The organism is Acetatifactor aquisgranensis, from assembly GCF_943193215.1.
Taxonomy (GTDB): domain Bacteria; phylum Bacillota; class Clostridia; order Lachnospirales; family Lachnospiraceae; genus Acetatifactor; species Acetatifactor aquisgranensis.
The window spans coordinates 116,050-139,020 of record NZ_CALPDH010000017.1; the positions used below are offsets into that span (position 1 = coordinate 116,050).

A 22,971-nucleotide genomic window follows, 5' to 3' on the forward strand; every position below is an offset into this window, starting at 1 on the left:
AATGAAATAAATGGAGATAAAAGATGAAGAAAATATTGCTGATAGCCACAGGCGGCACCATCGCTTCGGGATATACACAGGAGGGACTTGCTCCCAAGATAGCGGCAGCTGAGCTGCTGCAGTATGTGGAGGGATATCAGGATTTCTGCCGGGTGGACGTGGTGCAGCCCTTTGGCCTTGACAGCACCAATATATACGGGAAGCACTGGCTGGAGCTGGCGGATCTGATTGAGTATCACTATAATGACTACGACGGATTCGTCATCTGCCATGGCACGGATACCATGGCTTTCACGGCTGCCGCCTTGTCCTATCTGGTGCAGAACAGCAGAAAGCCCGTGGTGGTCACCGGAGCCCAGAAGCCCATAAACCTGCCCATAACCGACGCCAGGACCAATCTGCTGGACAGCCTGCGCTTTGCCTCTGAGGAGAGGGCTTACGATGTGAACATCGTCTTCGGCGGCAATGTGATAGCCGGGACCCGGGCGAAAAAAGAGCGGTCCAAAAGCTATAACGCCTTTTCCAGCATCAATTATCCGAACATAGCCACCATACGGGACGGCAGAGTGGTGTTCTATATCGAGGATAAGGACAGGATGACCGGCGAAGTGACTTTCTATCATAAGCTCAACGAGCGGATTCTGCTGCTGAAGCTGATGCCTGGTATGGACGGGATGGTGCTGGACAGGCTCTTCCCCTATTATGACGGCGTGATCATCGAGGCCTTTGGCGTGGGAGGGCTTCCGGACTATGGGCAGACGCCCTTTTATTCGGAAATCCGCCGCTGGATCGACGCAGGCAAGCTGGTGATGATGGCCACCCAGGTGACCCATGAGGGCAGCGACATGGAGGTCTACCAGGTGGGAAAGGCGATCAAGGAAGAGTTCCACCTGATGGAGACCTATGACATGACGCTGGAGGCCACGGTGACCAAGGTCATGTGGGTGCTGGGGCAGACGAGGGAGCCGGAGCAGTTCCGCAGGCTGTTCTACGAGACGATCAATCATGACATTTTATTAAAAGAAATGTAAAATCCGCAGAGCGGCGGAAAATGAGAGGCAGGAAAAGACACAAGGAAATGGAAATCGATATAAATGGAACACGAAAAAACGTACAAAAATATACGCAGAAAGGAAAGCGGAGCGTCCGACGCCGCATTCTGCTCTGCGCACTGCTGCTTTGCTGCTGCCTGTGCGCCTGTGGCAGGCAGGAGTCCGAGACCGTGAGGATAGGCTCGCTGAAAGGCCCCACTTCTCTGGGCATTCTATTCATGATGGAGGAGGCGGAACAGGGGCGGACGGATTGCGAGTACGAATTCCGGATGGCCGCAGGAGCTGACGAGCTGCTGCCGCTTCTGGTAAAGGGGGAACTTGACATTGCGTTAGTTCCTGCTAACGTAGCCGCGGTGCTCTACCGGAAGACTGAGGGCGGCGTGACGGTCATCGACATCAATACCCTGGGAGTCCTGTATCTGGTCACAGGCAGCACGGAAATCACCGGCGTACCCGATCTAAAAGGTCACACTATCTATCTCACGGGAAAAGGCGCCACGCCGGAGGCTTCTCTGAAGTTCATCCTGCAGAAGAGCGGCCTGACAGAGGATGACTATAAGCTGGAATACAAATCCGAGGCCGCGGAGGTGGCTGCGGTCCTGGCACAGAACCCCGACGCCATCGGCCTGCTGCCCCAGCCTTTCGCCACGGCGGCCCTGATGCAGAATGAGAATCTGCGGATAGCGCTGGACATGAGCGCGGTGTGGGAATCTCTCCAGGAGGAAGAGGGAGGCGCCATGGTTACAGGCGTCACTGTGGTCCGCAATGAGTTCCTGCGGGAGCGCCGGGAGAGCGTGGAAACCTTTCTGGAGCAGCACAGGGACAGTGTGGCGGCCATCAATGCGGATCCCGAGGCCGGAGCCGCCCTTGCCGTGGAGGCCGGTATCGTCGCAGAGGAGCCCGTTGCGGTGCAGGCCATCCCCCGGTGCAATCTGGTCTGTGTCACCGGTGAGGAGATGAAGAGCGCTCTGTCCGCTTACCTGGACGTGCTGGCTGAATTTGACGCAGAGCTGGTGGGCGGCGGTCTGCCGGAGGAGGATTTTTATTATTAATGTTATCAAAAGGTACAGAAAATTTATTATCATACTTGGCTGGCTGGCGGTCTGGCATCTCCTTGCTCTGCTTGTGGACAATGAGATACTGCTGGCCGCTCCTTTGGAGACGGGGCGGGAGATATTGGCCCTGTCCTGCAAGGGCGGCTTTTATCTGACAGTGGGGAGGAGTCTCCTGCGCATTGCGCTGGGGTTTCTGGCGGGATGCGCATCGGCCTTTCTCCTGGCGGTCTGCAGCAGGCGGAAATCCTTTATGGAAGAAATCCTGTCCCCTGTGATGACGCTGATGAAAGCGGTTCCCGTGGCATCTTTCGCGGTGCTGCTGCTCATCTGGTGGGGGTCCTCCTTTCTGGCGGTGGCGGTGTGCTTCATGGTAGTGCTGCCGAATCTGTATCTCAATATTCTGGAGGGCCTGAAGAGCACCGACGTGAGGATGCTGGAAATGGCCCGGGTCTTCCGGCTGCCTCTGCGGAATCGTTTTTTCTACATCTACCGTCCGGCGCTGAAACCTTTTTTATACAGCGGCCTGAAGCTTTCCCTGGGAATGTGCTGGAAGTCCGGTGTTGCGGCGGAGGTGATCGGCACGCCGGATTTCTCCATCGGAGAGAGGCTGTACCTGTCGAAAGTCTACCTGGACACGGCGGGCATCTTTGCGTGGACTGCCGTCGTCATACTGATGAGCGTTCTGTTTGAAAAGGCGGTTATGTGGCTTTTGGAGCGTTTCCTCAGATGGGAGCCTGCCTGCGGGAAGCAGAGAAGCGCCGGAAATGCGGATAATCACCGTATAATTAAAAGCGATATTTCGATAAAGGTGTCGGATGTCACAAAAATATATGGGGAACAGACGGTGCTGGATCATTTCAGCGCAGACTATATTGCCGGAGAAACCTATTATCTCACCGGCCCTTCCGGCAGCGGCAAGACCACGCTCCTGCGCATTCTGGCGGCGCTGGCCCGGCCGGATTCCGGTGAAGTCATCCTCCCCTCCTCCTGCGGCATGGTCTTTCAGGAGGACAGGCTCTGTGAGGACTTCAGCGCGGTCAAAAATGTGGAACTGGTCACAGGGGACAGTAAAAAGGCGCAGGAGGCCCTGGGGCAGCTGCTGGAGCGGGAGGCTCTGCACAGGCCCTGCAGGGAACTCAGCGGCGGCATGAAGCGCAGGGTGGCGCTGGTCCGCGCCATGGAGGCGGAAAGCGGGTATCTTCTCCTGGACGAGCCCTTCGCGGGAATGGACCAAAAGACCCGCCGTCAGGCTGAGGACTATATCCGCGCAAGGCAGGCAGGCCGCACCATGATTATAGCGGACCACTTTAACAATTTTTAAGAATTAAAGCCGAAGAAAAAAGCAAAAACATTTGTATTTTCAATTTCTGTATGTTATAATGGTTTAATGAGTGCGAGTGCGTCTGCTGCGTAGGCGGAAAATAGAACGCAGGCGATTGAAGGAGGAAATGTAAAAATGAGTTTACAGGTAGAGAAATTAGAGAACAATATGGCAAAACTGACGATTGAAGTGCCTGCGGAGGAATTGGAGAAAGCCATCGAGGGCGCATATCAGAAGAGCAAAAACCGTATCAGCATTCCGGGTTTCCGCAAGGGCAAGGCCCCCCGCAAGATAATCGAGCAGATATACGGCAGGGAGATTTTCTATGAAGACGCAGCCAATGCGCTGATTCCGGATGCCTATGAGAAAGCTTATGACGAGTGCGAAGAGGAAATCGTGTCCAGCCCCAAGATTGATGTAGAACAGCTGGAGGCCGGAAAGCCGTTCATCTTTACCGCAGAGGTAGCCTTAAAGCCTCAGGTGACCATTGGACAGTACAAGGGCATGAAGGTGGACAAGGCTGATCTGGATGTGACAGAGGAAGAGATTACCGCGGAGATTGACAAGGAGAGAGAGAAGAATGCCAGGACGGTGGATATCACCGACAGGGCTGTAAAGGACGGTGATATCGCCACCATCGATTTCGAGGGATTCGTGGACGGCGTGGCATTTGACGGCGGCAAGGGAAGCGATTATCCCCTGACCATCGGTTCCCATGCGTTCATCCCCGGTTTTGAAGAGGAACTGATCGGCGCGGAAATCGGAGCGGAGACGGACGTGAACGTGACTTTTCCCGAGGATTATCAGGCGGAGGAGCTGGCGGGCAAGGCGGCAGTGTTCAAGTGTACGGTCAAGAGACTGCAGGAGAAGCAGATGCCCGAACTTGACGACGACTTCGTAAGCGAGGTTTCCGAGGAGAGCGATACCGTAGAGGAATATAAGGAAGAAATCCGCAAGAAGCTGGCCGGCCGCAAGGCCGACGAGGCCAGGGCAGTCAAGGAGGACGCTGTCATCGACGCTATCATCGCCGATGCCCAGATGGATATCCCCGAGGCCATGGTGGAGACCCAGCAGAGACAGATGGTGCAGGAGTACGCTCAGAGGATGCAGTCCCAGGGCATCAGCATGGAGCAGTACATGCAGTTCACCGGCATGACCAATGAGATGCTCTTAGAGCAGGTGAAGCCCCAGGTCATGAGGAGAATCCAGTCCAGGCTGGTACTGGAGGCTGTGGTGGCCGCAGAAAACATCGAGGTCACCGAGGAGGAAATCAATCAGGAGCTGAAGACCATGGGCGAGGTCTACCAGATGGAGGCCGACAAAGTGGAAGAGCTTCTGGGCGAGAACGGAAGAAAGCAGGTGGCTGATGACCTTAAGGTCAAGAAAGCCATGGAGTTCGTAGTGGAGAACGCGGAAGAAGTGTGAGAAGTGCACTCACACGGAAGAATGCCCAAGCGAGCCCAGCTCGCTTTGTGCATGAGCATTCTTCCAAGCGCGGTTATTGCGCTTTGCCCGCAGCATTTGTTAGTACCGCCAAGCGGCATGATTGGAAGTGTGCAGGCGGGTGCGGAATCAGGATAGGAGGTTTTTATAATGAGTTTAGTGCCTTATGTCATTGAACAGACCAGCAGAGGCGAGCGGTCTTATGATATTTATTCCAGACTGTTGAAAGACAGAATCATCATGCTGGGAGAAGAGGTGAACGATGCCTCCGCCAGCGTCGTGGTGGCGCAGCTTCTGTTCCTGGAGGCGGAGGATCCTGAAAAGGACATCCACCTGTATATCAACAGCCCGGGCGGCGTCATCACGGCAGGCATGGCGATTTACGATACCATGCATTATATCAAGTGTGACGTGTCCACGGTGTGTATAGGCATGGCGGCCAGCATGGGTTCTTTCCTGCTTGCCGGCGGCGCCAGGGGAAAGCGTTTCGCGCTTCCCAATGCGGAGATCATGATTCATCAGCCGGCAGGCGGGACCCAGGGCCAGGCTACGGAGATTGATATCGCCGCGAAGCATATCTTGAAGACCAGAGAGAAACTGAACCATATCCTTGCCGAGAATACCGGCAGGGACTATGAGACCATATGCTCCGATACCGAGCGCGATAACTGGATGAGCGCCGAGGAGGCTAAGGAGTATGGAATCGTCGATATGGTCATCAGCTCTCATGCCGCGCAGGAAGAGAAGTAATCCTGCTTAATCTGTGAAGTAAATTTTTTAGGAGAAAAGAATGGCTGGAAAAATGATCGGAAACGATATCAGATGCTCTTTCTGCAACAAGACCCAGAATCAGGTCCGCAAGCTGATTGCAGGACCGTCAGGGGTCTATATCTGCGATGATTGTGTGGATATCTGCGCGGATATTCTGGAGGAGGAGCTGCAGGATGAGGAAGAGGAGGAATCGGTTCGCCCTGATATCAATCTTCTGAAACCTGCTCAAATCAAGGATTTTCTGGATGAGTATGTGGTGGGCCAGGAGGAGGCCAAGAAAGTGCTCTCCGTGGCTGTCTACAATCATTACAAGAGGGTGATGGCTCCCAGAGACCTGGACGATGTGGAACTGCAAAAGAGCAATATCATCATGGTAGGACCTACAGGCTCCGGCAAGACCTATCTTGCCCAGACTCTGGCGAAAATCATCAACGTGCCCTTTGCGATTGCGGATGCGACGACGCTGACAGAGGCCGGATATGTGGGCGAGGATGTGGAGAACATTCTGCTGAAGTTGATTCTGGCTGCGGATTATGATGTGGAGCGCGCCCAGTACGGTATTATCTACATCGATGAGATTGACAAGATTACCAAGAAAGGCGAGAACGTGTCCATCACCCGCGATGTGTCAGGCGAGGGCGTTCAGCAGGCTTTGCTTAAAATCGTGGAGGGGACCGTGGCGAATGTACCGCCTCAGGGGGGCAGAAAGCATCCTCATCAGGAGCTGATTTCCATTGACACCTCCAATATACTGTTCATCTGTGGCGGCGCCTTTGACGGCCTGGAGAAGATTATTGAAAACAGGCTGGACCGCAAGGCCATCGGCTTCAACACCGAGGTAAGCGCAAAGAGTACCAAGGATCTGGATGATCTGCTGCAGGAGGTGACGCCTCAGGATTTGGTGAAGTTCGGGCTGATTCCTGAGTTCGTGGGCCGCGTGCCCATCACTGTTGCGCTGAAAGGTCTGGATAAGGAGGCGCTGGTGCGCATCCTGAAAGAGCCCAAGAACGCGCTGATCAAGCAGTACAAGAAGCTGTTCGATCTGGATGAGGTGGAGCTCAACTTTGACGACGAAGCGATAAAGGCCATCGCAGCCAAGGCTTTTGAGCGCAAGACGGGAGCCAGAGGACTCAGATCCATTATGGAGTCCATCCTGATGGATACCATGTTCCAGATTCCTTCCGATGAGTCCATCGAGGAATGCGTCATCACGAAAGAGACTGTGGAGGAGGGGAATGAGCCCCTGATTTTCCACAAGAATGACCATAGAAGAAGTCTGGATAAAGCGATGTAATGAAAGCATTCCAACTAAAACGCCGTCCCTTGTGACGGCGTTTTTTACAGATTTGGGAAAGGATGTGGATGAGTATGGTGATAAAAAATGTGGGTCTGGAGACGGTGTGCGGCATCACCAGCAAGATTCCGGAGAATCTGCTGCCGGAGGTGGCTTTTGCCGGGAAGAGCAATGTGGGGAAATCTTCCCTGATCAATGCGCTGATGAACCGCAAATCCCTTGCCCGCACCAGTTCCCAGCCGGGCAAGACCCAGACCATCAATTACTACAATATAAACAATGCCATTTATTTTGTGGATCTTCCGGGATACGGCTACGCGAAAGCCAATGTGAAGGTCAAGGAGCAGTGGGGCAGGATGGTGGAGAACTATCTGCACAAGTCAAAGCAGCTGAAGCAGGTGTTCCATCTGATCGACATCCGCCATGCGCCCACGGAGAATGACTGCATGATGTATGACTGGATTCTGCATAATGGCTATCAGCCCATCATTATAGCTACGAAACTGGACAAGATAAAGAGAAGCCAGATACAGAAGCAGCAGAGCCTGATTCTCAGTACCCTGAACGCGGCAGAAGGAACTGCCATCGTCCCTTTCTCCGCGGAGACCAAGCAGGGACGTGAAGAAATATACGGAATATTGGATAAAATCCTGGAGGAGAATTTGTGAGAAAGTACTGTAAAGCACTGGCAAACCTTACGGTGGCGGCAGTGATTCTGGCAGCCGTTCTGTTCCTGCTGCCAAGGGCGTTCATTTTTTTCATGCCCTTTGTGGCGGGCTGGATCGTCGCTTTGATAGCCGGGCCGCTGGTGCGCTTTTTTGAGGAAAAGATAAAGCTGAAGCGAAAGGCAGGCAGCGCTTTCGTCATCATTGTCATCATCGCGCTGGTGGTGCTGGTAATCTACCTGGTATTTGCCCAGCTGTTCCAGCAGGCCTCAGGGCTGGTGAAAGCGCTGCCCGAAATGCTGGAGGGTGTGGAGACGGATCTGGAGAGCATCGGAAAGAGACTGAACGCGCTGCTGGCCAAGCTGCCGGGCGATATCAAGCTGGACTTCCGCGGCAGCAGACTGCAGCTGGATTCCTATCTGGGGGATCTTCTGGAAAAGCTGGGTTCGCCCACCATTGAGGCGGCGGGCAATTTTGCCAAGCTTCTGCCCGGCATTTTCATCGGCTTTATCATGTCGCTGCTCTCGGCCTATTTCTTCGTGGCGGAGCGGCATCAGCTGAATGAATGGTTCCGAAAGCATATGCCGGCATCTGTGCAGATGCGCTATCGGATTATTCGCCGCAGTCTGGGGAAATCCGTGGGAGGGTATTTCAAGGCCCAGTTAAAGATTGAAGTGTGGATGTATTTCCTGCTTTTGATCGGCCTGGGGATTCTGAGAGTGAACTATTTCGGGCTGATAGCGTTAGTCATCGCTATCCTGGATTTCCTGCCTTTTCTGGGCACGGGCACGGTGCTGATTCCCTGGGCGGTCATCAGGATACTCACGGCCCAGTACAAGACTGCCATAGGCCTGTTGATTATCTGGGGTGTGGGACAGCTGGCCAGGCAGCTGATTCAGCCGAAAATCGTGGGAGACTCCATCGGAGTGCCTCCGCTGCCCACATTGTTCCTGCTCTATATCGGGTACAAGCTGAGCGGCGTCCTGGGCATGATTCTGGCGGTTCCGCTGGGATTGCTGGTATATTCGCTGTATGAAGAGGGCGCCTTTGACACTACGAAAAACAGTGTACTGATTCTGATGGCGGGCATCAACCGGTTCCGCAGGCTGGACGAAGCGGACATGACCGAGGTGGAAGAAATGGGCCGGCGCAATGAGGAGACGGCGCGGAAACTGGAACAGGAAAAATTATAATCATTTTTTTGAAACTTTTTGCCCCATAATGGAGTCTATAACAGTAGAGAATGCGAAAAAGCAAGCTCTGCTGTTTTTTTGTATGTTGCACAAAATTTTAAAAGATTTATGCAACTTTGATACAAAATTATTTTACAATAAATGCAGTAAATCAGTATGCTGTGGGATATTAATAGTAGAGAGAAAAGGTTGACCAAAACGAGCTGGTATGACAAAAGAGGGAGCAGATGACCGGGAGCTACAACTGAAGATCGATGCATACGGTGATATGCTGTTCAAGCTCAGCTTCCTGCGGCTTCAGAATGCGCAGGACGCGGAGGATGTGGTTCAGGAAGTGTTTTACCAGTATCTGAAGAAGCCCCGGACTTTCCAGAGCCCGGAACATGAGAAAGCCTGGTTCCTGAAAGTTACCTTGAACGGCTGCAGGAAAGTCTGGCGCAGCGCATGGAAGCGCCACCAGGCACCCTGGCCCTCAGGACCAGGGGACGCGGAGAACAGTCAGTGGGATTTGAACGGCACAAAAGAGGCAATGCCTCAGGACGCTCAGGTGCATGAGCCGGAGGAGCGCTTTTTCAGGCGGGAGGAGAACCGCCGTCTGATCCAGGCAGTGCTGGCGCTGCCGGAGAAGTACAGGGATGTGATTCACCTTTTCTACTACGAGGAGCTTTCGGTAAAGGAAATTTCCCGGATAACAGGCCGGGGAGAGTCCACGGTCACCTCCCAGCTGACCAGGGGAAGGGAGCTGCTGCGAAAGTCATTGAAGGAGGAATATGACTTTGGATAAATTTCAGGATGCATATCGAGAAGCTTCAAAGGAATTGCCGCGGATAACAATCAGTGCGGAAGAAGTCCGGGACGAACTGCACCATTGCCGGATGCAGCGCCAGAGGAGGAAAATCCTGCTGGCCAGAGGCTGTGCCGCAGCCGCCGTATTTCTCCTGTGCAGCGCGGGGACAGTGGCCGCGAAAAGCTACAGGGACAGTGTCATTTCTGTAAGGGAAAATGGATTTGTCATCTCCGGTTCCCAGGAGGATGCGGGTCTGCCCGCAGCGTCGGCAGAGTTGAGCAAGTTTTTGGATATTGACTCATTTTTTAAAATAGGGGGGGTATTTTCCGTAGAGGACACTATCCCTGAAGAGAAAGTGGAGTATTTTGAGCCTGAAATCATGGAATATGATTCCATAGATGCGTTCCGGGCGGCGGAGAGCGCGGTGATGGTATTACCGGAGAAAGATTTATTCGAGGAAGAGTTCACAAATGAACGGGTATGCGTCATCGATGAGGGGGAGGACATCTATATGGATCTCATGAATGATGAGTCCTATTTCTCCCTGCATCAGGTAGACCACAGACAGTATGAAAACTACAGTACTGCTACATCTTATATGGGACAGAGCTGCAATGAGAGAAATTTCGTGAACAGCCAGGGTCTGAATTATGTGGTATTTGACACTGTGGACGAGACGGGAGAGCTGCAGTCCGTCCACGCGGTCATCTCCGTGAACGGCTGGGATTTGACAGTCAGTTTCGGAGGCTTTGAGAAGGATGAAATCGAGAGAGTCCTGAACGGACTGGATCTGACAGTATACTATAGTAATTATTGATTAAAATTAACAGTTATCTGGTTGACTGGGAGAGGATGGAGGATACGATGGAAAAAGAGAATTCCTTGGAAAAAAAGCATACTTTGGAAAAAAACGTTTTAGTATATAACAATAGAACGGGAATCGCAGAAAAAATGGCGCCTTTGCTCATAGGAGAAGGGCTTTCCGTACTGGTGGCGGCCGATTTGGACCACCTGTATAATATATTGGAAAAGTCAGAGATACATCTGATGCTGGTGGACGTAGAGCTGAATGACAAGGGATGGGATAAGGGCATCGAGATGATTGCCGGCCTGCGGAAGAAGAGCAGCATTCCTTTGATCGTAGTGTCCGCCCAGTCCGCGGAGACGGCGAAAATCATGGCCCTGGAGGCGGGAGCCGACGACTATGTGACGGCGGACTGCAATCCCCTGGAGCTTCTGGCGAGGATTAAATCCCAGCTGCGCAGGTATACCCAGCTGGTAAACATGTGTTCGAATATCGACAGGATCTACAAGGTGGATGAACTGGTCATCGACGACACCCAGAGGAAAGTTACCGTGGAGGGGCGCAGCGTGCGCCTGACCCCCATTGAGTACAAGATTCTGCGATTCCTGGTACAGCAACGGGGAAAAGTGTTCTCCAACAGCCAGATTTATGAGAATATCTGGCATATGCAGGCAATCGGCGCGGACAACACCATAGCGGTGCACATCCGCCATATCCGGGAAAAGATTGAGAAGAACCCCAAGGAGCCCAGATACCTGAAAGTGGTGTGGGGGAATGGGTATAAAGTAGGCTGACTGCGGGCATTCTTCCAGGGCGCGGTCGATGCGCTCTGGCTGCTGCTCATCATTTGGCTGTTGCTTATCAATAGAAGAGATAGTGGCAGGGATATTCCTCTATATGCCAGTCGTATCCCGAATCATTGAGATAGGTAAGGATGGCCTGGTTGTTCTTAAGGACGATGTAGGCGTTTCCGGGGAGCAGGACCGTGTCGGTGGTGATGGAGAAATGCATCCGTCCATAGCCGTCTTCGTGGGTGGTCTCCGCTACTGTGTAGGGGGATTCCGGGAAGAAAGCTGTGTAGAATTCCGACACGCCTGCGTAGTCAAGGTAGATATCCCGGATATCCGGCCGGGAACCGGCATATTCAACAGCCTCGTTGGCCGGCACGAACTGGGGGATGGTCTCTGCCGGGGAATAGGACGTAAAGTAATATCTGATGAACATGACTGCGCAGAACAGATAGACAAGGCTGAGCCCCGCCATGAAGTAGATTCTGAGAGAGCGGACGAAACGGCAGGCGGAGATAATTCCGCATATCAGGAAGTACAGGTAGGAGATGAATAGGTAGTTTGCGCGATAGAGATAGCCATGGGATAATCCGATGGCTATTAGTCCTGCTATGTAAAAGGAAAAGAACAGAAAGCCATGGCGGCAGGTGCGCGACTTGAAATCCCGCAGCCACTGATAGCAGGAGGCGGCAAAGCCGATCAGGATAAAAGGGATGGAGACGGCGTACATGGTGTAAAATCCGTCTACCGCATCCAGGGGACGTCCGTCATGGGTCAGGGTACATTTGATGATGTCGATCACATTATTCCTGAAATTAGAGAGGGAGATGTCCGAGAGCCTGGAGGCGGCAGTGGGAGAGAGCGTAAAGCCCAAAAAATGAATGGGCGGCAGCCCAAAAAGCAGCGTGCAGACGAAGAGCAGTATGGGCAGCGCCGTGATGCATACGCACAGGGCGGACAACAGGGCCCGCCGGAAAGTGATTCTGCGGCACCAGAGCAGATAGAGCGTGATAAGGCACAGGAAAATCGGCACCACGAAATAACTCAGCGCATAGGAGTACATGACGATGCCGAAAGCCACGCTGTAGGCGATCAGGTAAGATAATCTGCCTGTCCTGACATATCTGGCCAGCAGATAGAGGGCTGCCGTAGAGCAGCCCAGCATGAGATTGCAGTCCAGGGCATAGCGCCCGTGCATGATGAAATAGGGACAGAAAGTAAGCAGGAGAGCGCCCGTCAGGGTGACTTTCCTGTTTTCATACACGGAGGAGACCAGCCCGGTACCGAAGAGCACCACCAGCATGCTGGAGAAGAGTCCTGGCAGCCTCAGAAGCGTCAGAGACAGGGAGCCCTTTCCGATAGTTTTGACCAGCAGCACTACAAGATAGGAATACAGAGGGCTCTGACCGCCGCCGAAATTTTCAGGATAGACGGGCATTTCGTTGAAATATCTGTCCACTCCGTAATTTGCAAGGCACCATGCATTCCGGGCCAGTCCGGCCTCATCGATGTGTACGATATCAGGAATCTCACTGATGCGGTAGGCTCTCAGGAACAGCGCGGCTGCGAAAATCATGAGCAGACAAAAGAAATAGGTATGGCGTGACGCCTGTATCCGGTGCATAAATCATATTCTCCTTCTATGCCTATTGCGTACATTCCAGCATGAACTGCAGTATCAGGCTCAAAGGTACCGCAGCCAGCTCTCCGTCCTCGCTGCCCCCGGAGAGAATCCCTGCCAGCCGTCCCTCCGCGTCCAATAGTCCGCCGCCGGACATTCCCGGCTGTACCTTACCCTCTGCCCATAACATGTACTGTCCGTAATCATCCATGTAGATCCAGGGATCCAGAATAGTCCCCTCATAGCGGAGCTCCCCGCCGTCCCTGGCGAGGCCCACCGCGGTACAGGCATCTCCGATCAGCAGCCTGTCAAAGCTGTCCTTGTCCGATTCCACACATTGATAGGATTCTTCCCGCTCATCGGGGATTTCATCCAATGGGACCCGTATCAGGGCGATATCCGTCGTAGCGGAAGCGCTGATATTGTTGGCGGAGATTTCCCATCCATCGCGGAAACGCAGAGCCGCCTGTCCGCCGGGTTCCATTCCGGATACCACATGGGCCGCTGTCAATACATACAGCCAGTGCTGGTCTTTTTGATATAAGATACCGCTGCCATTGGCCTCTCCTGCGGTCACGGATACCAGGTACGCGGGGAGCATGTCCGATTCTGCGTACTCATCATGTCCGCAGCCTGTCAGGGACAGGAGCAGCGCGAACAACAGGATTGCAGCCATTACAGTCTTCCCAGCGCGGCTCCGATATCCTTCCGCATGGCAAGCACCGCGGCCCTGGAGGCATCCGCATATCCCTCGCCTCCGAAGTGCTCATACTGCTCCTGCTGATAGGCGGCGATGATGCCTCTGGAGGAGTTGACGATAGCGCCCAGGCCGTCTTTGTCAAAAAAGTGTACTAAATCGGCGCCTTTGCCGCCCTGGGCGCCGTAACCGGGTACAAGGATAAAAGATCTGGGCATGATTTTCCGCAGAATCTTTCCCTGTTCCGGGTAGGTAGCGCCCACCACTGCGCCTACGCAGCTATAGCTGCCATTCTCCGGCATATATTCCTCTGCCCATGACGCAACCATCCCGCCGATGACTTCATAAATAGGTTTTTCGGTTCCCGCGCTGTCCTTTACCAGACGGTCCTGCAGCTCGCCGCTGCTGGGATTGGAGGTCTTGACCAGCACGAAGATTCCTTTCTTCTCTTCCGCGCATACTTTCAGAAAAGGTTTCACGCCGTCAGAGCCCAGATAGGGATTCACGGTGGCGAAATCCTCATCAAAGCCATAATACTCACTGCCGCCCACCTGTACCTTTCCCAGATGGCCCACAGCGTAGGCCTCGGAGGTGGAGCCGATGTCGCCGCGCTTGATGTCGCCGATGACCACCAGATCCTTTTCCCTGCAGTAATCCACGGTCTTCTTAAAGGCAATTAGTCCGGGAATGCCGAATTGCTCGTACATGGCGATCTGGGGCTTCACCGCGGGCACCAGATCGTAAATGGCATCCACGATGCCCTTATTGTACTGCCAGACGGCTTCCGCCGCGCCTTCTAAGGTCTCGCCGTATTCGGCAAAGGCAGCTTTTCGGATATGCTCAGGCACGAATTTCATCATGGGATCCAGGCCCACCACGATGGGCGCGTTCATTTTCTGAATCTTCGCAATCAGTTTGTTGATCATAGTTACCTCTTTTCTGCGCGGCTTTCGCCCGCGTTTTCTTATTCACATCTTATCATTCCGGATGTCTAAAGTCAATGGACGGGCTTTTTTGCGCGGGACAGGATGTGATTTTTTGATTTTAGAATACATAAAATATCCGGATAAAATTATTGCATTCGTGAAATCATATTTTATAATCCGCAGAATCTTTTAAAATAGTACCGAAATCAAAATGCTGCCGCAAAGGGGAGAGGAGGCGTTCCATGAGGGAAATCGGCGATATACTGGCGAATCTGCGCAGAGAAAAAGGAATCGGCCAGAAGGAAATGGCGTCTCTCCTGAATCTGTCCGTGGGGACCATCTCCAACTATGAGAACGGCGTCCATTCCCCTGACCTGAACACCCTCTGCAGGCTGGCGGATTTTTTCGATGTCACCGCGGATTATCTGCTGGGACGCACGGAATACCGCTGTCCTCCCGAGATTCTGGGCCGCTATGTGGCTCTGGATTACACGGCCCAGGATATCATCAACACGGTCCTGGCGCTGGACGAAAACACGCAGACCTCCATCGTGGATTTCGTGAAATATATGCAGCATCTCCACGGAAAGCCCTAGGTCTCGATATTGTAGAAATTCAGTGCGGCGATCACCATATAGATGACGGTGAACAGTATCAGGAACAGATTCATGATTCCCAGGGCCATCAGTACATTTCCGGCTGCCATGCCCAACATGGCGCCCATCACGGCGACGAATATGGCGATACTCATAACCAGCATCTGTATCAGCTGCCTGCCTGTGTTGCCCAGGGAACTGCCTGCCACCACCTGCGCCACCGCTAAGGAGTACAGTTTGTTGGCGGACATGGCTACATAGAAGAGGATGGTGAGCAGGGCTTCCAAAGGTGACAGGCCAGTGATGAAAGCATAGGGGATGACCATCAGACAGCCGTTTATGAGGCTCTGCACATGCTGCATCATGGTGGCGGCTATCAGCTTCCGGAAAGGCGTGTCCGGGAGCAGATAGGTGTAGGGAGATTTCAGCTCCCTGGCCCATTTTCCGCTGAATCCTGTAAAGATGAAAATCATATAAGCCGCCACCACAGGCATGATAAAAACCCGGAAGTTCTCCAAATCTCCGAATCCCCCCTCGCTACAGTACAGATAGGATATTCCTGCCCCTGTAAGGACTGCCGCTATGGTATTGATATCGAAGATGAAGTATCTGCTCTTTTTATATTCCAGCAGCTGCCTGTAGAACAGCGCATTGGCGCCGTGTCCCCGCCAGCGGACGCTGGCTTTGGAGAATTTCTGTTTTTTGCCAAGCCGCCTGGCGGCATTGCCCTGTCTGCGGTTTTCCAGAACTTCCTCATAATCTTCCGCGAACTTTATGGCATCCTCATAATAAGCCCCATTGCATTTCATGCGCCATGCTGCCGTCAGCACCGCGGCAAACAGCAGGCCATAGCAGATTGTCCCCGCCATGTTTACCGCGGTGGCGCCTGCGAACAGCAGATGCACTACCGCGATGTACCAGCCGACTAACGGCACCATCTGTATCATATCGCTGTGCAGGAAATGCGAGACGCTTCTCATGCTGAGGCCTTCCTGCAGATAGGTGAGGATTCCCATCAGCAGCAGAATGACTACAAGAATGTAGGCGAACTTTGTCACGAGACCCCGCTGTTTTTCCCGGATGCGTTCGGAGCCGTAGAGGAGAAGCATGATGCCGCCCTCCAGAAGATTTTCTATGAAAATGGAAAATATGAAATAAACTGCCAGCCGCCAGCCCTCCACATGGAACAGGACATTGCCGTATACTACAGCGAACAGGTTCAGCAGAATCTGCATGAACAGCGTCTTGAGATGGGCATATATCAGCACTTGCTTGGGGCGGACCGGCGAGGGGAACAGAAAGTGCACATCGCTGTTGCGGTACACCAGGCCCTTGCGCTTTGCGTAGGCGGTCAGATTGGCCGGAATCATCCAGAAAGCCAGCACTGTCAGCACGGCGGCCATTCCGCCGGAGGAGTCGATGCCAGCCTGTTCCACCATTACTTTAAGGGAGGCGGGAAGGGCGAACAGGTAGAACAGCAGGACAAGCAGCAGGAAATAAGTCCCCGGCTTGCGCAGCGCCATTTTGATACGGTTGATCAAGGTCCTTTTATAGAGATATGCTATCGCTCCCATGCGTTACCTCCCGTTCTGCGCAGGCCGTTCTGCCTGTCCCGTGACAGAAAAGTAAAGCTCCTCCAGGTCCTCATGGGCCAGCGCTTCTTTCGCGTAGGTGCCCAGGATATGGCCCTTGTCCATGACAAATGTCACATCCCACAGCTCCTTTACCATTTCCAGCATATGGGTGCTGATCAGTACGGTACATCCCTGGCTTTTCAGTTCCAGAATCTGGGCTTTCAGTTCCTTGATGGCCGCAGGATCCAGGCCCACCATGGGCTCGTCCAGCAGGATTACTTTCGGCCTGGTGATCAGGGCGCAGCATATGCTGACTTTCTGCATCATTCCTTTGGAGAGTTCATTGCCCAGCTTCTCCTGCTTGTCGCTCAGTTCAAAGCGCCCGAAGAGGGCAGACACTTCTTCCTCTGAAATGCTTATCCCATAGGCTCTGCTTATGAATTCTATGTGCTCCCGCACCGTGAGGGCCTCGTACATATAGGGCAGTTCCGGCACATAGGCAAAGCATTTTTTCGCCTCCATGGTGCGGGAATCCTGCCCCTGGATGCGGACGGCGCCCTTGAAGCGCAGGAGGCCTGCGATGCTTTTGATGACAGTGGATTTTCCGGCGCCGTTGGGGCCTAAAAGGATTCCGATTTTCCCGTCCGGCACTGTGAAGCCCACATCGTCCGCGGCCAGGGTCTTTCCGTATTTTTTGGTTAAGTGAATGACTTCCAGCATGATTCATGTCCTCCTGCGTCTGTAGTTTATGTCTCAGAGCAGCATCACGCCGCCCAGTCCCGCCAGTACGGCAATGATGTATAATAAAGCCAGATGCGCGGGATAAAATGCGTAAAAGAAATATTTCATCTTCAGTCCCCGGCTGCCATTGTACAGGGCGACGGGGATGACGGCGAAGAAGGCCGGGAGTTCCGAAGGGCTCAGGATGCACAGCACCACACAGCCCGCCGCCATGGCTGCCGCCCTGTGCCTGCGCAGCAGATACATCGCCGCCATGGTCAGCACGCCCATGCCTGCATAGTCCGTGCGGAGAAGCTCCGCCGCTGTCATGCACAGCGCCAGCGCCGTGATGTCAGCGGAAACGGTCTGGATGCGTCCAAGCCCTTTCCGGATTCCATACAGGAGAAAGCCCAGGGCTATCACGCTGCCTGAGATGACGGAGAAGATGACGCGTTCCTCGATTTCGAAGAAAACCAGCACATTGCTCTTGGACAGATAGACGGCGGGGAGAACCACGCCTGTGACAGGGAAAATCATCCGCAGGGCCGCAGGCAGCTTCTTTTCTTTCTGATTTTCGGCTTTCTCAAAGAAGCTGAAAGCACAGAGCGCCAGCAGGCCCAGCAGGAGAGTGAAATATACGTTCTGATATTCAAAATTAAACGCTTGCCCGCATATGGCGAAATCGAAGGGAATCTCTGAAATCAAAGCGAAAATGCCCAGGCGCAGGGCGTATTTTTTCACATTCCTGGTTCGCTGGAATCCCTCTACCAGCAGGAAGCAGAAAATGGGAAAACCGAGCCGCCCTATGGCCCTCATGGCATTGTAGGCGAGATAAAGGGACGCGTGCTCCTGCTGCCAGACCCAGGCGCCCTGGCTGTCTGCGGCGGAGCGTATGCCCGCCACCAGATATCGTGCGAGCACTGAAGCTGCCGCATGATCGATCAGCATGGCGATTACGGCTATGATTTTGATGGTGCTTCCGCTTAAGCCCCGTTTCTCTCCGGACAGGGGAACGGAAGACTGTATATTATTTTGTGCGTTATCCATAGTGTGGTTCCTTTCCTGGAAAATTGTTGTATGGTTCTATTCATACAATAAGCTTTGGGGCGCAATCTGTCAATAGTCATCCTGTACATAAAAGCTTTCGGCACTTATGAAATTTTTCTCAACTTATTGACAATCGTTCTTTTTTGGGGGAAAATAAAAAGAAGCGGGTCCAAAACCCGGAGAAAGGATGGCGTAAGGATGACAAAGATAGATGTAGTTTCAGGTTTTTTAGGTGCCGGAAAGACCACTTTGATTAAGAAGCTTCTGAAAGAGGCGCTGGACGGCAGCAAGACTGTGCTGATCGAGAATGAGTTCGGCGAGATCGGCATTGACGGCGGTTTCCTGAAAGAGGCGGGAATCGAAATCAAGGAGATGAACTCGGGCTGTATCTGCTGCTCGCTGGTAGGGGATTTCGGGACTTCGTTAAAGGAGGTCATCGAGACCTATGCGCCGGAGCGTATCCTGATTGAGCCCTCGGGCGTGGGCAAGCTTTCGGATGTGCTGCGGGCAGTGGAGAATGTGGCGGCGGATTTGGATGTGCAGGTGAACAGCGCCGTGGCGGTGGTGGATGCCTCCAAGGCGAAGATGTATATCAAGAATTTCGGCGAGTTCTTCCTCAATCAGATTGAGTACGCGGGGACGATTATCTTGAGCAGGACGGACAAGGCCAGTGCCGCGAAAGTGCAGGAGTGCGTGGCGCTGATCAGGGAGCATAACAATAAGGCCACGATTATCACGACGCCCCTGGCGGAGCTGGAGGGCAAGGCGGTCCTGGAGACCATAGAGGGCGCCGATACTCTGGAGGAGATGATGAAAGAGATGCTGGAGCATACGAAAGAGGAGCATCATCACCATCACGATGGAGAATGCTGTGAGGGGCATCACCATCATCATGACGGGGAGAGCTGTGAGGAGCATCACCATCATCACGATGGAGAATGCTGCGGGCATGACCATCATCATGACGGGGAGAGCTGTGAAAAACATGAGCACCATCATCACGATGGAGAATGCTGTGAGGGCCATGAGCACCATCATCACGATGGAGAGTGCTGTGAGGGGCATGAGCACCACCATCACCATGAAGAGGAATGCTGCGGCCATGAGCATCACCACCACGATGGGGAGTGCTGCTGCGGCCATGACCATCATGACCACCACGGCCACCATCATGCGGATGAAGTGTTCACCAGCTGGGGCAGGGAGTCCCCTGCGAAGTTCACCGTGGAGAAGATTGAAAGCATTCTGACCGCCCTTGACAGCGGAGAGTACGGCGCCATTCTGCGGGCAAAGGGCATGGTTCCCGGCCAGGACGGCACATGGATATATTACGATTATGTGCCCGGGGAGCATGATATCAGGACTGGCAGGCCGGAGGTCACCGGAAAGTTCTGTGTAATCGGTGCGGAGCTGAAAGAGGATAAGCTGGAGGAACTGTTCCGGGTATAAGTTTATTGCACTGGTTAAACGTATATGGCTGGCGTTATGTAGTCAGGTTACTCGGAAATGTTAACTTTTAAGCAGTATAAGCTCACGGGCGCAAAAGGCTTACTGCGGTCCCGCAGCATGGCCTGCGCCCGCGGGCCGTCAAAGTGGCAGACCTATTGACCACGAGGATAAGCAGCACAGGCCGCGAAGGCGTCCGGAAGAATACGGTACGGAAAAGCCTGCTTCTGGGAAAGCATTCTCACGGAGAGCGGCGGACGGAACCTGTGCATATACAAGCCCTGGTCGGGCAGATGGGAGCGAAGATGAAGCCTGTATATATGATCAATGGTTTTCTGGAGAGCGGCAAGACGGAGTTCATCACGTTCACGCTGGCACAGAATTATTTCCAGATTAAGGGAAAGACCCTCCTGATTCTCTGCGAGGAGGGAGAGAATGAATATGACCCTGACCTTTTGAAAAAGAGCCGCACCATAGTGGAACTGATTGAAAGAGAGGAAGATTTCAATCCGGCGCATCTGACGGATCTGGAGAAGCTGCACAAGCCGGAACGTATCGTTATTGAGTATAACGGTATGTGGAATTTCAAAAATATGAAACTTCCCTGGTACTGGAAGACAGAGCAGCAGATTACGATAATCGACGGCTCTACTTTTCCCATGTACTATACCAATATGCGTTCCCTGCTGGCGGAGATGATCCGCAAGTCCGAGATGATTATCTTCAACCGCTGCGATACCGTGCGGGACCAGCTGAATTCTTACAAGAGGAACATCAAGGCGGTGAACCCCTCCGCAGACGTGATCTTCGAGGACGCCCAGGGCGAGATTGACGAGATTTTTGAGGAGGATCTCCCCTATGACCTGAATCAGGAGACCATCGTGCTGGACAATCAGGGCTACGGCATCTGGTACCTGGATTCCATGGACCATCTGGAGCGCTATGTGGGCAAGAAGCTGCAGTTCGTGGCCATGGTGCTGAAGCCGGAGAATTTCCCCAAGGACTATTTCGTTCCGGGGCGCATGGCCATGACCTGCTGCGCGGACGACATGTCCTTTCTGGGTTATGCCTGCGAGTTCGACGGAGCAGAGGCATTGAAGCAGAAGGAATGGGTGAAAGTGACGGCCACGGTTTCCAAAGAGTATTGGAAAGACTACAATGGGGAGGGGCCTGTCCTCCATGCAGTCAGCGTGGAGAAGACCAAAGCGCCCAGGGAGACGATCATCAGCTTTTCCTGAGACCATGGGAAAGAGGGGCATTCAATGGAAAGAAAGCATTCCGATGAAAAAGAAATACATCAGCTGAGAAACCGGTTTCATGACCTGGCGGAAAAATCTTTCCAGCAGGGCATCTTTACTTTTACAGGCTTCCTGGGCCTGAGCGAGCAGGATATTTTCTGGCAGGAGGAGAGCAGGATTTCCCACGCCGGATATCGCCTGGAGGGAGGCTGCGAGGCGGCGGACAGGGTGGTGGCGCGCTTCGGCAATCCGGAGGAGCTGGGGTACGAGGTGCCCTTTCCCATTGTCTGCGTTCATATAGAACCTGTGGCGCAGAAGTTCGCGGATGCGCTGTCCCACAGGGATTTTCTGGGGGCGTTGATGAATCTGGGAATTGAGCGGAGCACCATCGGGGACATCAAGGTTGGAGAGAGCCAGGCCTATCTGTTCTGCCTGGATTCCATTGCGGGATTCATCTGCGAAAACTTAAGCCAGGTAAAACATACCAGCGTGAGATGCTCTCTGACAGAAAATATCGGGGAGATTCCCCGGGAACAGCCTCTCGCCGTGGGGATACAGGTGCAGTCCCTGCGCGCTGACGCCGTGGTGGCAAAGGTCTATAATATGTCCCGGGAGAAGAGCCTGGAACTATTCCGGGCGGGCAAGGTCTATGTGGACGGCCGTCTCTGCGAGAACAATTCCCGCCAGCTGATATCCGGGGAGACCGTGAATGCCAGAGGATATGGAAAATTCGTGCTGGCAGGCGAAACGAGGGAGACAAAAAAGGGAAAGCTGGCTGTGGATGTGTTGCTGTACCGATAGATATGGTTCATACTGACGGGAGTGTATATGTATTCTTACTCGATTATACAATGGTTATTCTTTTTCTATTTTTACTGTTTTGTGGGATGGTGCATCGAATCGTCCTATGTGTCCGTCAAGTCGAAGCAGCTGACGAACCGGGGTTTCATGAGAGGGCCTTTCCTGCCGCTGTACGGGAGCGGCGCCATCATGATGCTGGTGGTGTCCATGCCTTTCCGCGACAATATTTTCATGGTCTATGTGGCGGGATGTATCGGCGCTACCGTGCTGGAGTATGTGACAGGGGTAACCATGGAGGCGCTGTTCAAGGTGCGGTACTGGGACTATTCCAAGAACAAGTTCAATTTCCAGGGACATATCTGTCTGGGCACTTCGCTGGCCTGGGGATTTATGACGATTCTGATGACAGAAGTGGTTCATGTGCCAGTGGAGAGTCTGGTATTCTCCATGCCGGGCACGGTGCTGAGTGTGGTGACCGGCATCCTGACGGTATACATCGCGGCGGATTTCGCCCTGTCTTTCAAGGCGGCCATCGATCTGCGGGATGTTCTCGTCAAAATGGAGAAAGTCAAGGAGGAGATGGTGCATATCCAGAAGCGCCTGGATGTGGTCATCGCCCTGACAAGCCAGGAGATGGAGAACTACAAATCTGCCCTGGCTGAAAGCGCAGGCATGGCGAAAGAGGAATGGGCCGAGAGCATGGCCATGCATATAGAGGACATCAAATCCGGCATCGAGCGGAAGCTGAATCAGGTAAAGGCTATGATTCCTGCCTGGGGCGCGGAGCAGAAGAAAGACATCGGGGAAGAGCTTATGGAACTGAGGACAAAATACGCCATCAATGTGGCGGACAGGAAGCGGCTGGGGAGGCTTAAGGATTTCTTCCAGCGCGATCTGCTGCGTTCCAATCCGGGCATGACTTCCGTAAGGTTCAGGGAGGCCCTGGAGGAACTGAAGCGCAGGTCTGTGGGTAAGGATAATGAGGACGAGAGGCAGGACTGAGGGGCTTTTCGGCTTAAGGGAAAGGGGTTGCCGCCTGTGCGGCAGCCCCTGATTTGGTTTGCGCGCCATGGGCGCGCTCTAACGGGTGAAAGTCCCGAACACGCCTGGGCAACGAGGAAGTGTATAGCT

The 22,971-nt window shown here is 53.4% G+C and carries 22 protein-coding genes; 16 read left to right on the plus strand and 6 right to left on the minus strand.

The annotated features are described in order from the left end of the window. Positions 1-23: 23 nt before the first annotated feature. The 11 genes from NFS35_RS15670 (at position 24) to NFS35_RS15720 (ending at position 11,180) form a co-directional block, all read left to right on the plus strand. Positions 24-1,031 (plus strand): asparaginase, encoded by a 1,008-nt coding sequence (locus NFS35_RS15670; RefSeq protein WP_251208066.1) that lies wholly within the window; start codon positions 24-26, stop codon positions 1,029-1,031. Positions 1,032-1,078: 47 nt separating this feature from the next. Beyond that, positions 1,079-2,104: an ABC transporter substrate-binding protein gene (locus tag NFS35_RS15675; protein WP_251208067.1), complete on the plus strand. Its 1,026-nt coding sequence runs from the start codon at positions 1,079-1,081 to the stop codon at positions 2,102-2,104. Further along, a complete protein-coding gene (locus tag NFS35_RS15680; RefSeq protein WP_251208068.1) occupies positions 2,052-3,428 on the plus strand; it encodes an ATP-binding cassette domain-containing protein in 1,377 nt (458 codons plus the stop codon). The genes NFS35_RS15675 and NFS35_RS15680 overlap by 53 nt, the downstream gene beginning before the upstream one ends. Positions 3,429-3,563: 135 nt before the next feature. Further along, positions 3,564-4,853: a trigger factor gene (tig, locus tag NFS35_RS15685; protein WP_251208069.1), complete on the plus strand. Its 1,290-nt coding sequence runs from the start codon at positions 3,564-3,566 to the stop codon at positions 4,851-4,853. A gap of 168 nt (positions 4,854-5,021) precedes the next feature. Further along, positions 5,022-5,621 carry an ATP-dependent Clp endopeptidase proteolytic subunit ClpP gene (gene clpP / locus NFS35_RS15690; RefSeq protein ID WP_251208070.1) on the plus strand — a complete coding sequence of 200 codons (600 nt, stop codon included), beginning with the start codon at positions 5,022-5,024 and terminating at the stop codon, positions 5,619-5,621. Between the two features lie 40 nt (positions 5,622-5,661). Next, on the plus strand, positions 5,662-6,936 hold the full coding sequence (clpX, locus tag NFS35_RS15695) for an ATP-dependent Clp protease ATP-binding subunit ClpX (RefSeq protein ID WP_251208071.1): 1,275 nt from the start codon (positions 5,662-5,664) through the stop codon (positions 6,934-6,936). A gap of 74 nt (positions 6,937-7,010) precedes the next feature. After that, a complete protein-coding gene (gene yihA, locus NFS35_RS15700; RefSeq protein WP_251208072.1) occupies positions 7,011-7,604 on the plus strand; it encodes a ribosome biogenesis GTP-binding protein YihA/YsxC in 594 nt (197 codons plus the stop codon). Next, a complete protein-coding gene (gene ytvI / locus NFS35_RS15705) occupies positions 7,601-8,794 on the plus strand; it encodes a sporulation integral membrane protein YtvI (RefSeq protein ID WP_251208073.1) in 1,194 nt (397 codons plus the stop codon). Before yihA ends, ytvI begins: the two co-directional genes overlap by 4 nt. Before the next feature lie 208 nt (positions 8,795-9,002). Further along, a complete protein-coding gene (locus NFS35_RS15710; RefSeq protein WP_251208074.1) occupies positions 9,003-9,578 on the plus strand; it encodes a sigma-70 family RNA polymerase sigma factor in 576 nt (191 codons plus the stop codon). Then, the gene (locus tag NFS35_RS15715) at positions 9,571-10,398 is read left to right on the plus strand and encodes a hypothetical protein (protein WP_251208075.1); all 828 of its coding nucleotides are present in this window, start codon (positions 9,571-9,573) and stop codon (positions 10,396-10,398) included. The genes NFS35_RS15710 and NFS35_RS15715 overlap by 8 nt, the downstream gene beginning before the upstream one ends. A gap of 47 nt (positions 10,399-10,445) precedes the next feature. Continuing rightward, positions 10,446-11,180 (plus strand): response regulator transcription factor, encoded by a 735-nt coding sequence (locus NFS35_RS15720; protein WP_251208076.1) that lies wholly within the window; start codon positions 10,446-10,448, stop codon positions 11,178-11,180. A gap of 67 nt (positions 11,181-11,247) precedes the next feature. On the opposite strand, the gene NFS35_RS15725 is transcribed toward NFS35_RS15720, so the two are convergent. From NFS35_RS15725 to pyrF, 3 genes are read right to left on the minus strand one after another with little or no spacing between them, the layout of a single operon-like run. Further along, positions 11,248-12,798: an ArnT family glycosyltransferase gene (locus NFS35_RS15725; RefSeq protein WP_251208077.1), complete on the minus strand. Its 1,551-nt coding sequence runs from the start codon at positions 12,796-12,798 to the stop codon at positions 11,248-11,250. Positions 12,799-12,820: 22 nt separating this feature from the next. Continuing rightward, the gene (locus NFS35_RS15730) at positions 12,821-13,471 is read right to left on the minus strand and encodes a S1 family peptidase (RefSeq protein WP_251208078.1); all 651 of its coding nucleotides are present in this window, start codon (positions 13,469-13,471) and stop codon (positions 12,821-12,823) included. Next, positions 13,471-14,418, minus strand: coding sequence for an orotidine-5'-phosphate decarboxylase (pyrF, locus tag NFS35_RS15735; protein ID WP_251208079.1), 948 nt, complete (start codon positions 14,416-14,418; stop codon positions 13,471-13,473). The genes NFS35_RS15730 and pyrF overlap by 1 nt, the downstream gene beginning before the upstream one ends. Before the next feature lie 242 nt (positions 14,419-14,660). Between pyrF and NFS35_RS15740 the strand changes: the two genes are divergently transcribed. Further along, positions 14,661-15,014 carry a helix-turn-helix domain-containing protein gene (locus NFS35_RS15740; RefSeq protein ID WP_251208080.1) on the plus strand — a complete coding sequence of 118 codons (354 nt, stop codon included), beginning with the start codon at positions 14,661-14,663 and terminating at the stop codon, positions 15,012-15,014. Here NFS35_RS15740 and NFS35_RS15745 read toward each other — a convergent pair. From NFS35_RS15745 to NFS35_RS15755, 3 genes are read right to left on the minus strand one after another with little or no spacing between them, the layout of a single operon-like run. Continuing rightward, the gene (locus NFS35_RS15745) at positions 15,011-16,588 is read right to left on the minus strand and encodes a putative ABC exporter domain-containing protein (protein ID WP_251208081.1); all 1,578 of its coding nucleotides are present in this window, start codon (positions 16,586-16,588) and stop codon (positions 15,011-15,013) included. The two genes, NFS35_RS15740 and NFS35_RS15745, sit on opposite strands and share 4 nt — an antisense overlap. Positions 16,589-16,591: 3 nt before the next feature. Then, the gene (locus tag NFS35_RS15750) at positions 16,592-17,308 is read right to left on the minus strand and encodes an ABC transporter ATP-binding protein (RefSeq protein ID WP_251208082.1); all 717 of its coding nucleotides are present in this window, start codon (positions 17,306-17,308) and stop codon (positions 16,592-16,594) included. A 33-nt stretch (positions 17,309-17,341) separates the two neighbouring features. After that, a complete protein-coding gene (locus NFS35_RS15755) occupies positions 17,342-18,355 on the minus strand; it encodes a TraX family protein (protein ID WP_251208083.1) in 1,014 nt (337 codons plus the stop codon). 198 nt (positions 18,356-18,553) lie between these two features. Here NFS35_RS15755 and NFS35_RS15760 point away from each other — a divergent pair, with 198 nt between their 5' ends. The 4 genes from NFS35_RS15760 (at position 18,554) to NFS35_RS15775 (ending at position 22,842) form a co-directional block, all read left to right on the plus strand. After that, positions 18,554-19,804: a CobW family GTP-binding protein gene (locus tag NFS35_RS15760; RefSeq protein WP_251208084.1), complete on the plus strand. Its 1,251-nt coding sequence runs from the start codon at positions 18,554-18,556 to the stop codon at positions 19,802-19,804. A 302-nt stretch (positions 19,805-20,106) separates the two neighbouring features. Then, a complete protein-coding gene (locus NFS35_RS15765; protein ID WP_251208087.1) occupies positions 20,107-21,039 on the plus strand; it encodes a TIGR03943 family putative permease subunit in 933 nt (310 codons plus the stop codon). A gap of 24 nt (positions 21,040-21,063) precedes the next feature. After that, on the plus strand, positions 21,064-21,840 hold the full coding sequence (locus tag NFS35_RS15770) for a YlmH/Sll1252 family protein (protein WP_251208085.1): 777 nt from the start codon (positions 21,064-21,066) through the stop codon (positions 21,838-21,840). Positions 21,841-21,867: 27 nt separating this feature from the next. Continuing rightward, on the plus strand, positions 21,868-22,842 hold the full coding sequence (locus tag NFS35_RS15775) for a putative ABC transporter permease (protein ID WP_251208086.1): 975 nt from the start codon (positions 21,868-21,870) through the stop codon (positions 22,840-22,842). The last annotated feature ends 129 nt before the right edge of the window (positions 22,843-22,971 follow it).

What these genes read in the sequence shown, in the direction of transcription:
- NFS35_RS15670 (WP_251208066.1), top strand. Translation starts at nt 24, where the DNA reads ATGAAGAAAATATTGCTGATAGCCACAGGCGGCACCATCGCTTCGGGA.
- NFS35_RS15675 (WP_251208067.1), top strand. Translation starts at nt 1,079, where the DNA reads ATGGAAATCGATATAAATGGAACACGAAAAAACGTACAAAAATATACG.
- tig (WP_251208069.1), top strand. Translation starts at nt 3,564, where the DNA reads ATGAGTTTACAGGTAGAGAAATTAGAGAACAATATGGCAAAACTGACG.
- clpP (WP_251208070.1), top strand. Translation starts at nt 5,022, where the DNA reads ATGAGTTTAGTGCCTTATGTCATTGAACAGACCAGCAGAGGCGAGCGG.
- clpX (WP_251208071.1), top strand. Translation starts at nt 5,662, where the DNA reads ATGGCTGGAAAAATGATCGGAAACGATATCAGATGCTCTTTCTGCAAC.
- yihA (WP_251208072.1), top strand. Translation starts at nt 7,011, where the DNA reads ATGGTGATAAAAAATGTGGGTCTGGAGACGGTGTGCGGCATCACCAGC.
- NFS35_RS15710 (WP_251208074.1), top strand. Translation starts at nt 9,003, where the DNA reads ATGACAAAAGAGGGAGCAGATGACCGGGAGCTACAACTGAAGATCGAT.
- NFS35_RS15720 (WP_251208076.1), top strand. Translation starts at nt 10,446, where the DNA reads ATGGAAAAAGAGAATTCCTTGGAAAAAAAGCATACTTTGGAAAAAAAC.
- NFS35_RS15725 (WP_251208077.1), bottom strand. Translation starts at nt 12,798, where the DNA reads ATGCACCGGATACAGGCGTCACGCCATACCTATTTCTTTTGTCTGCTC.
- NFS35_RS15730 (WP_251208078.1), bottom strand. Translation starts at nt 13,471, where the DNA reads ATGGCTGCAATCCTGTTGTTCGCGCTGCTCCTGTCCCTGACAGGCTGC.
- pyrF (WP_251208079.1), bottom strand. Translation starts at nt 14,418, where the DNA reads ATGATCAACAAACTGATTGCGAAGATTCAGAAAATGAACGCGCCCATC.
- NFS35_RS15740 (WP_251208080.1), top strand. Translation starts at nt 14,661, where the DNA reads ATGAGGGAAATCGGCGATATACTGGCGAATCTGCGCAGAGAAAAAGGA.
- NFS35_RS15745 (WP_251208081.1), bottom strand. Translation starts at nt 16,588, where the DNA reads ATGGGAGCGATAGCATATCTCTATAAAAGGACCTTGATCAACCGTATC.
- NFS35_RS15750 (WP_251208082.1), bottom strand. Translation starts at nt 17,308, where the DNA reads ATGCTGGAAGTCATTCACTTAACCAAAAAATACGGAAAGACCCTGGCC.
- NFS35_RS15755 (WP_251208083.1), bottom strand. Translation starts at nt 18,355, where the DNA reads ATGGATAACGCACAAAATAATATACAGTCTTCCGTTCCCCTGTCCGGA.
- NFS35_RS15760 (WP_251208084.1), top strand. Translation starts at nt 18,554, where the DNA reads ATGACAAAGATAGATGTAGTTTCAGGTTTTTTAGGTGCCGGAAAGACC.
- NFS35_RS15765 (WP_251208087.1), top strand. Translation starts at nt 20,107, where the DNA reads ATGAAGCCTGTATATATGATCAATGGTTTTCTGGAGAGCGGCAAGACG.
- NFS35_RS15770 (WP_251208085.1), top strand. Translation starts at nt 21,064, where the DNA reads ATGGAAAGAAAGCATTCCGATGAAAAAGAAATACATCAGCTGAGAAAC.
- NFS35_RS15775 (WP_251208086.1), top strand. Translation starts at nt 21,868, where the DNA reads ATGTATTCTTACTCGATTATACAATGGTTATTCTTTTTCTATTTTTAC.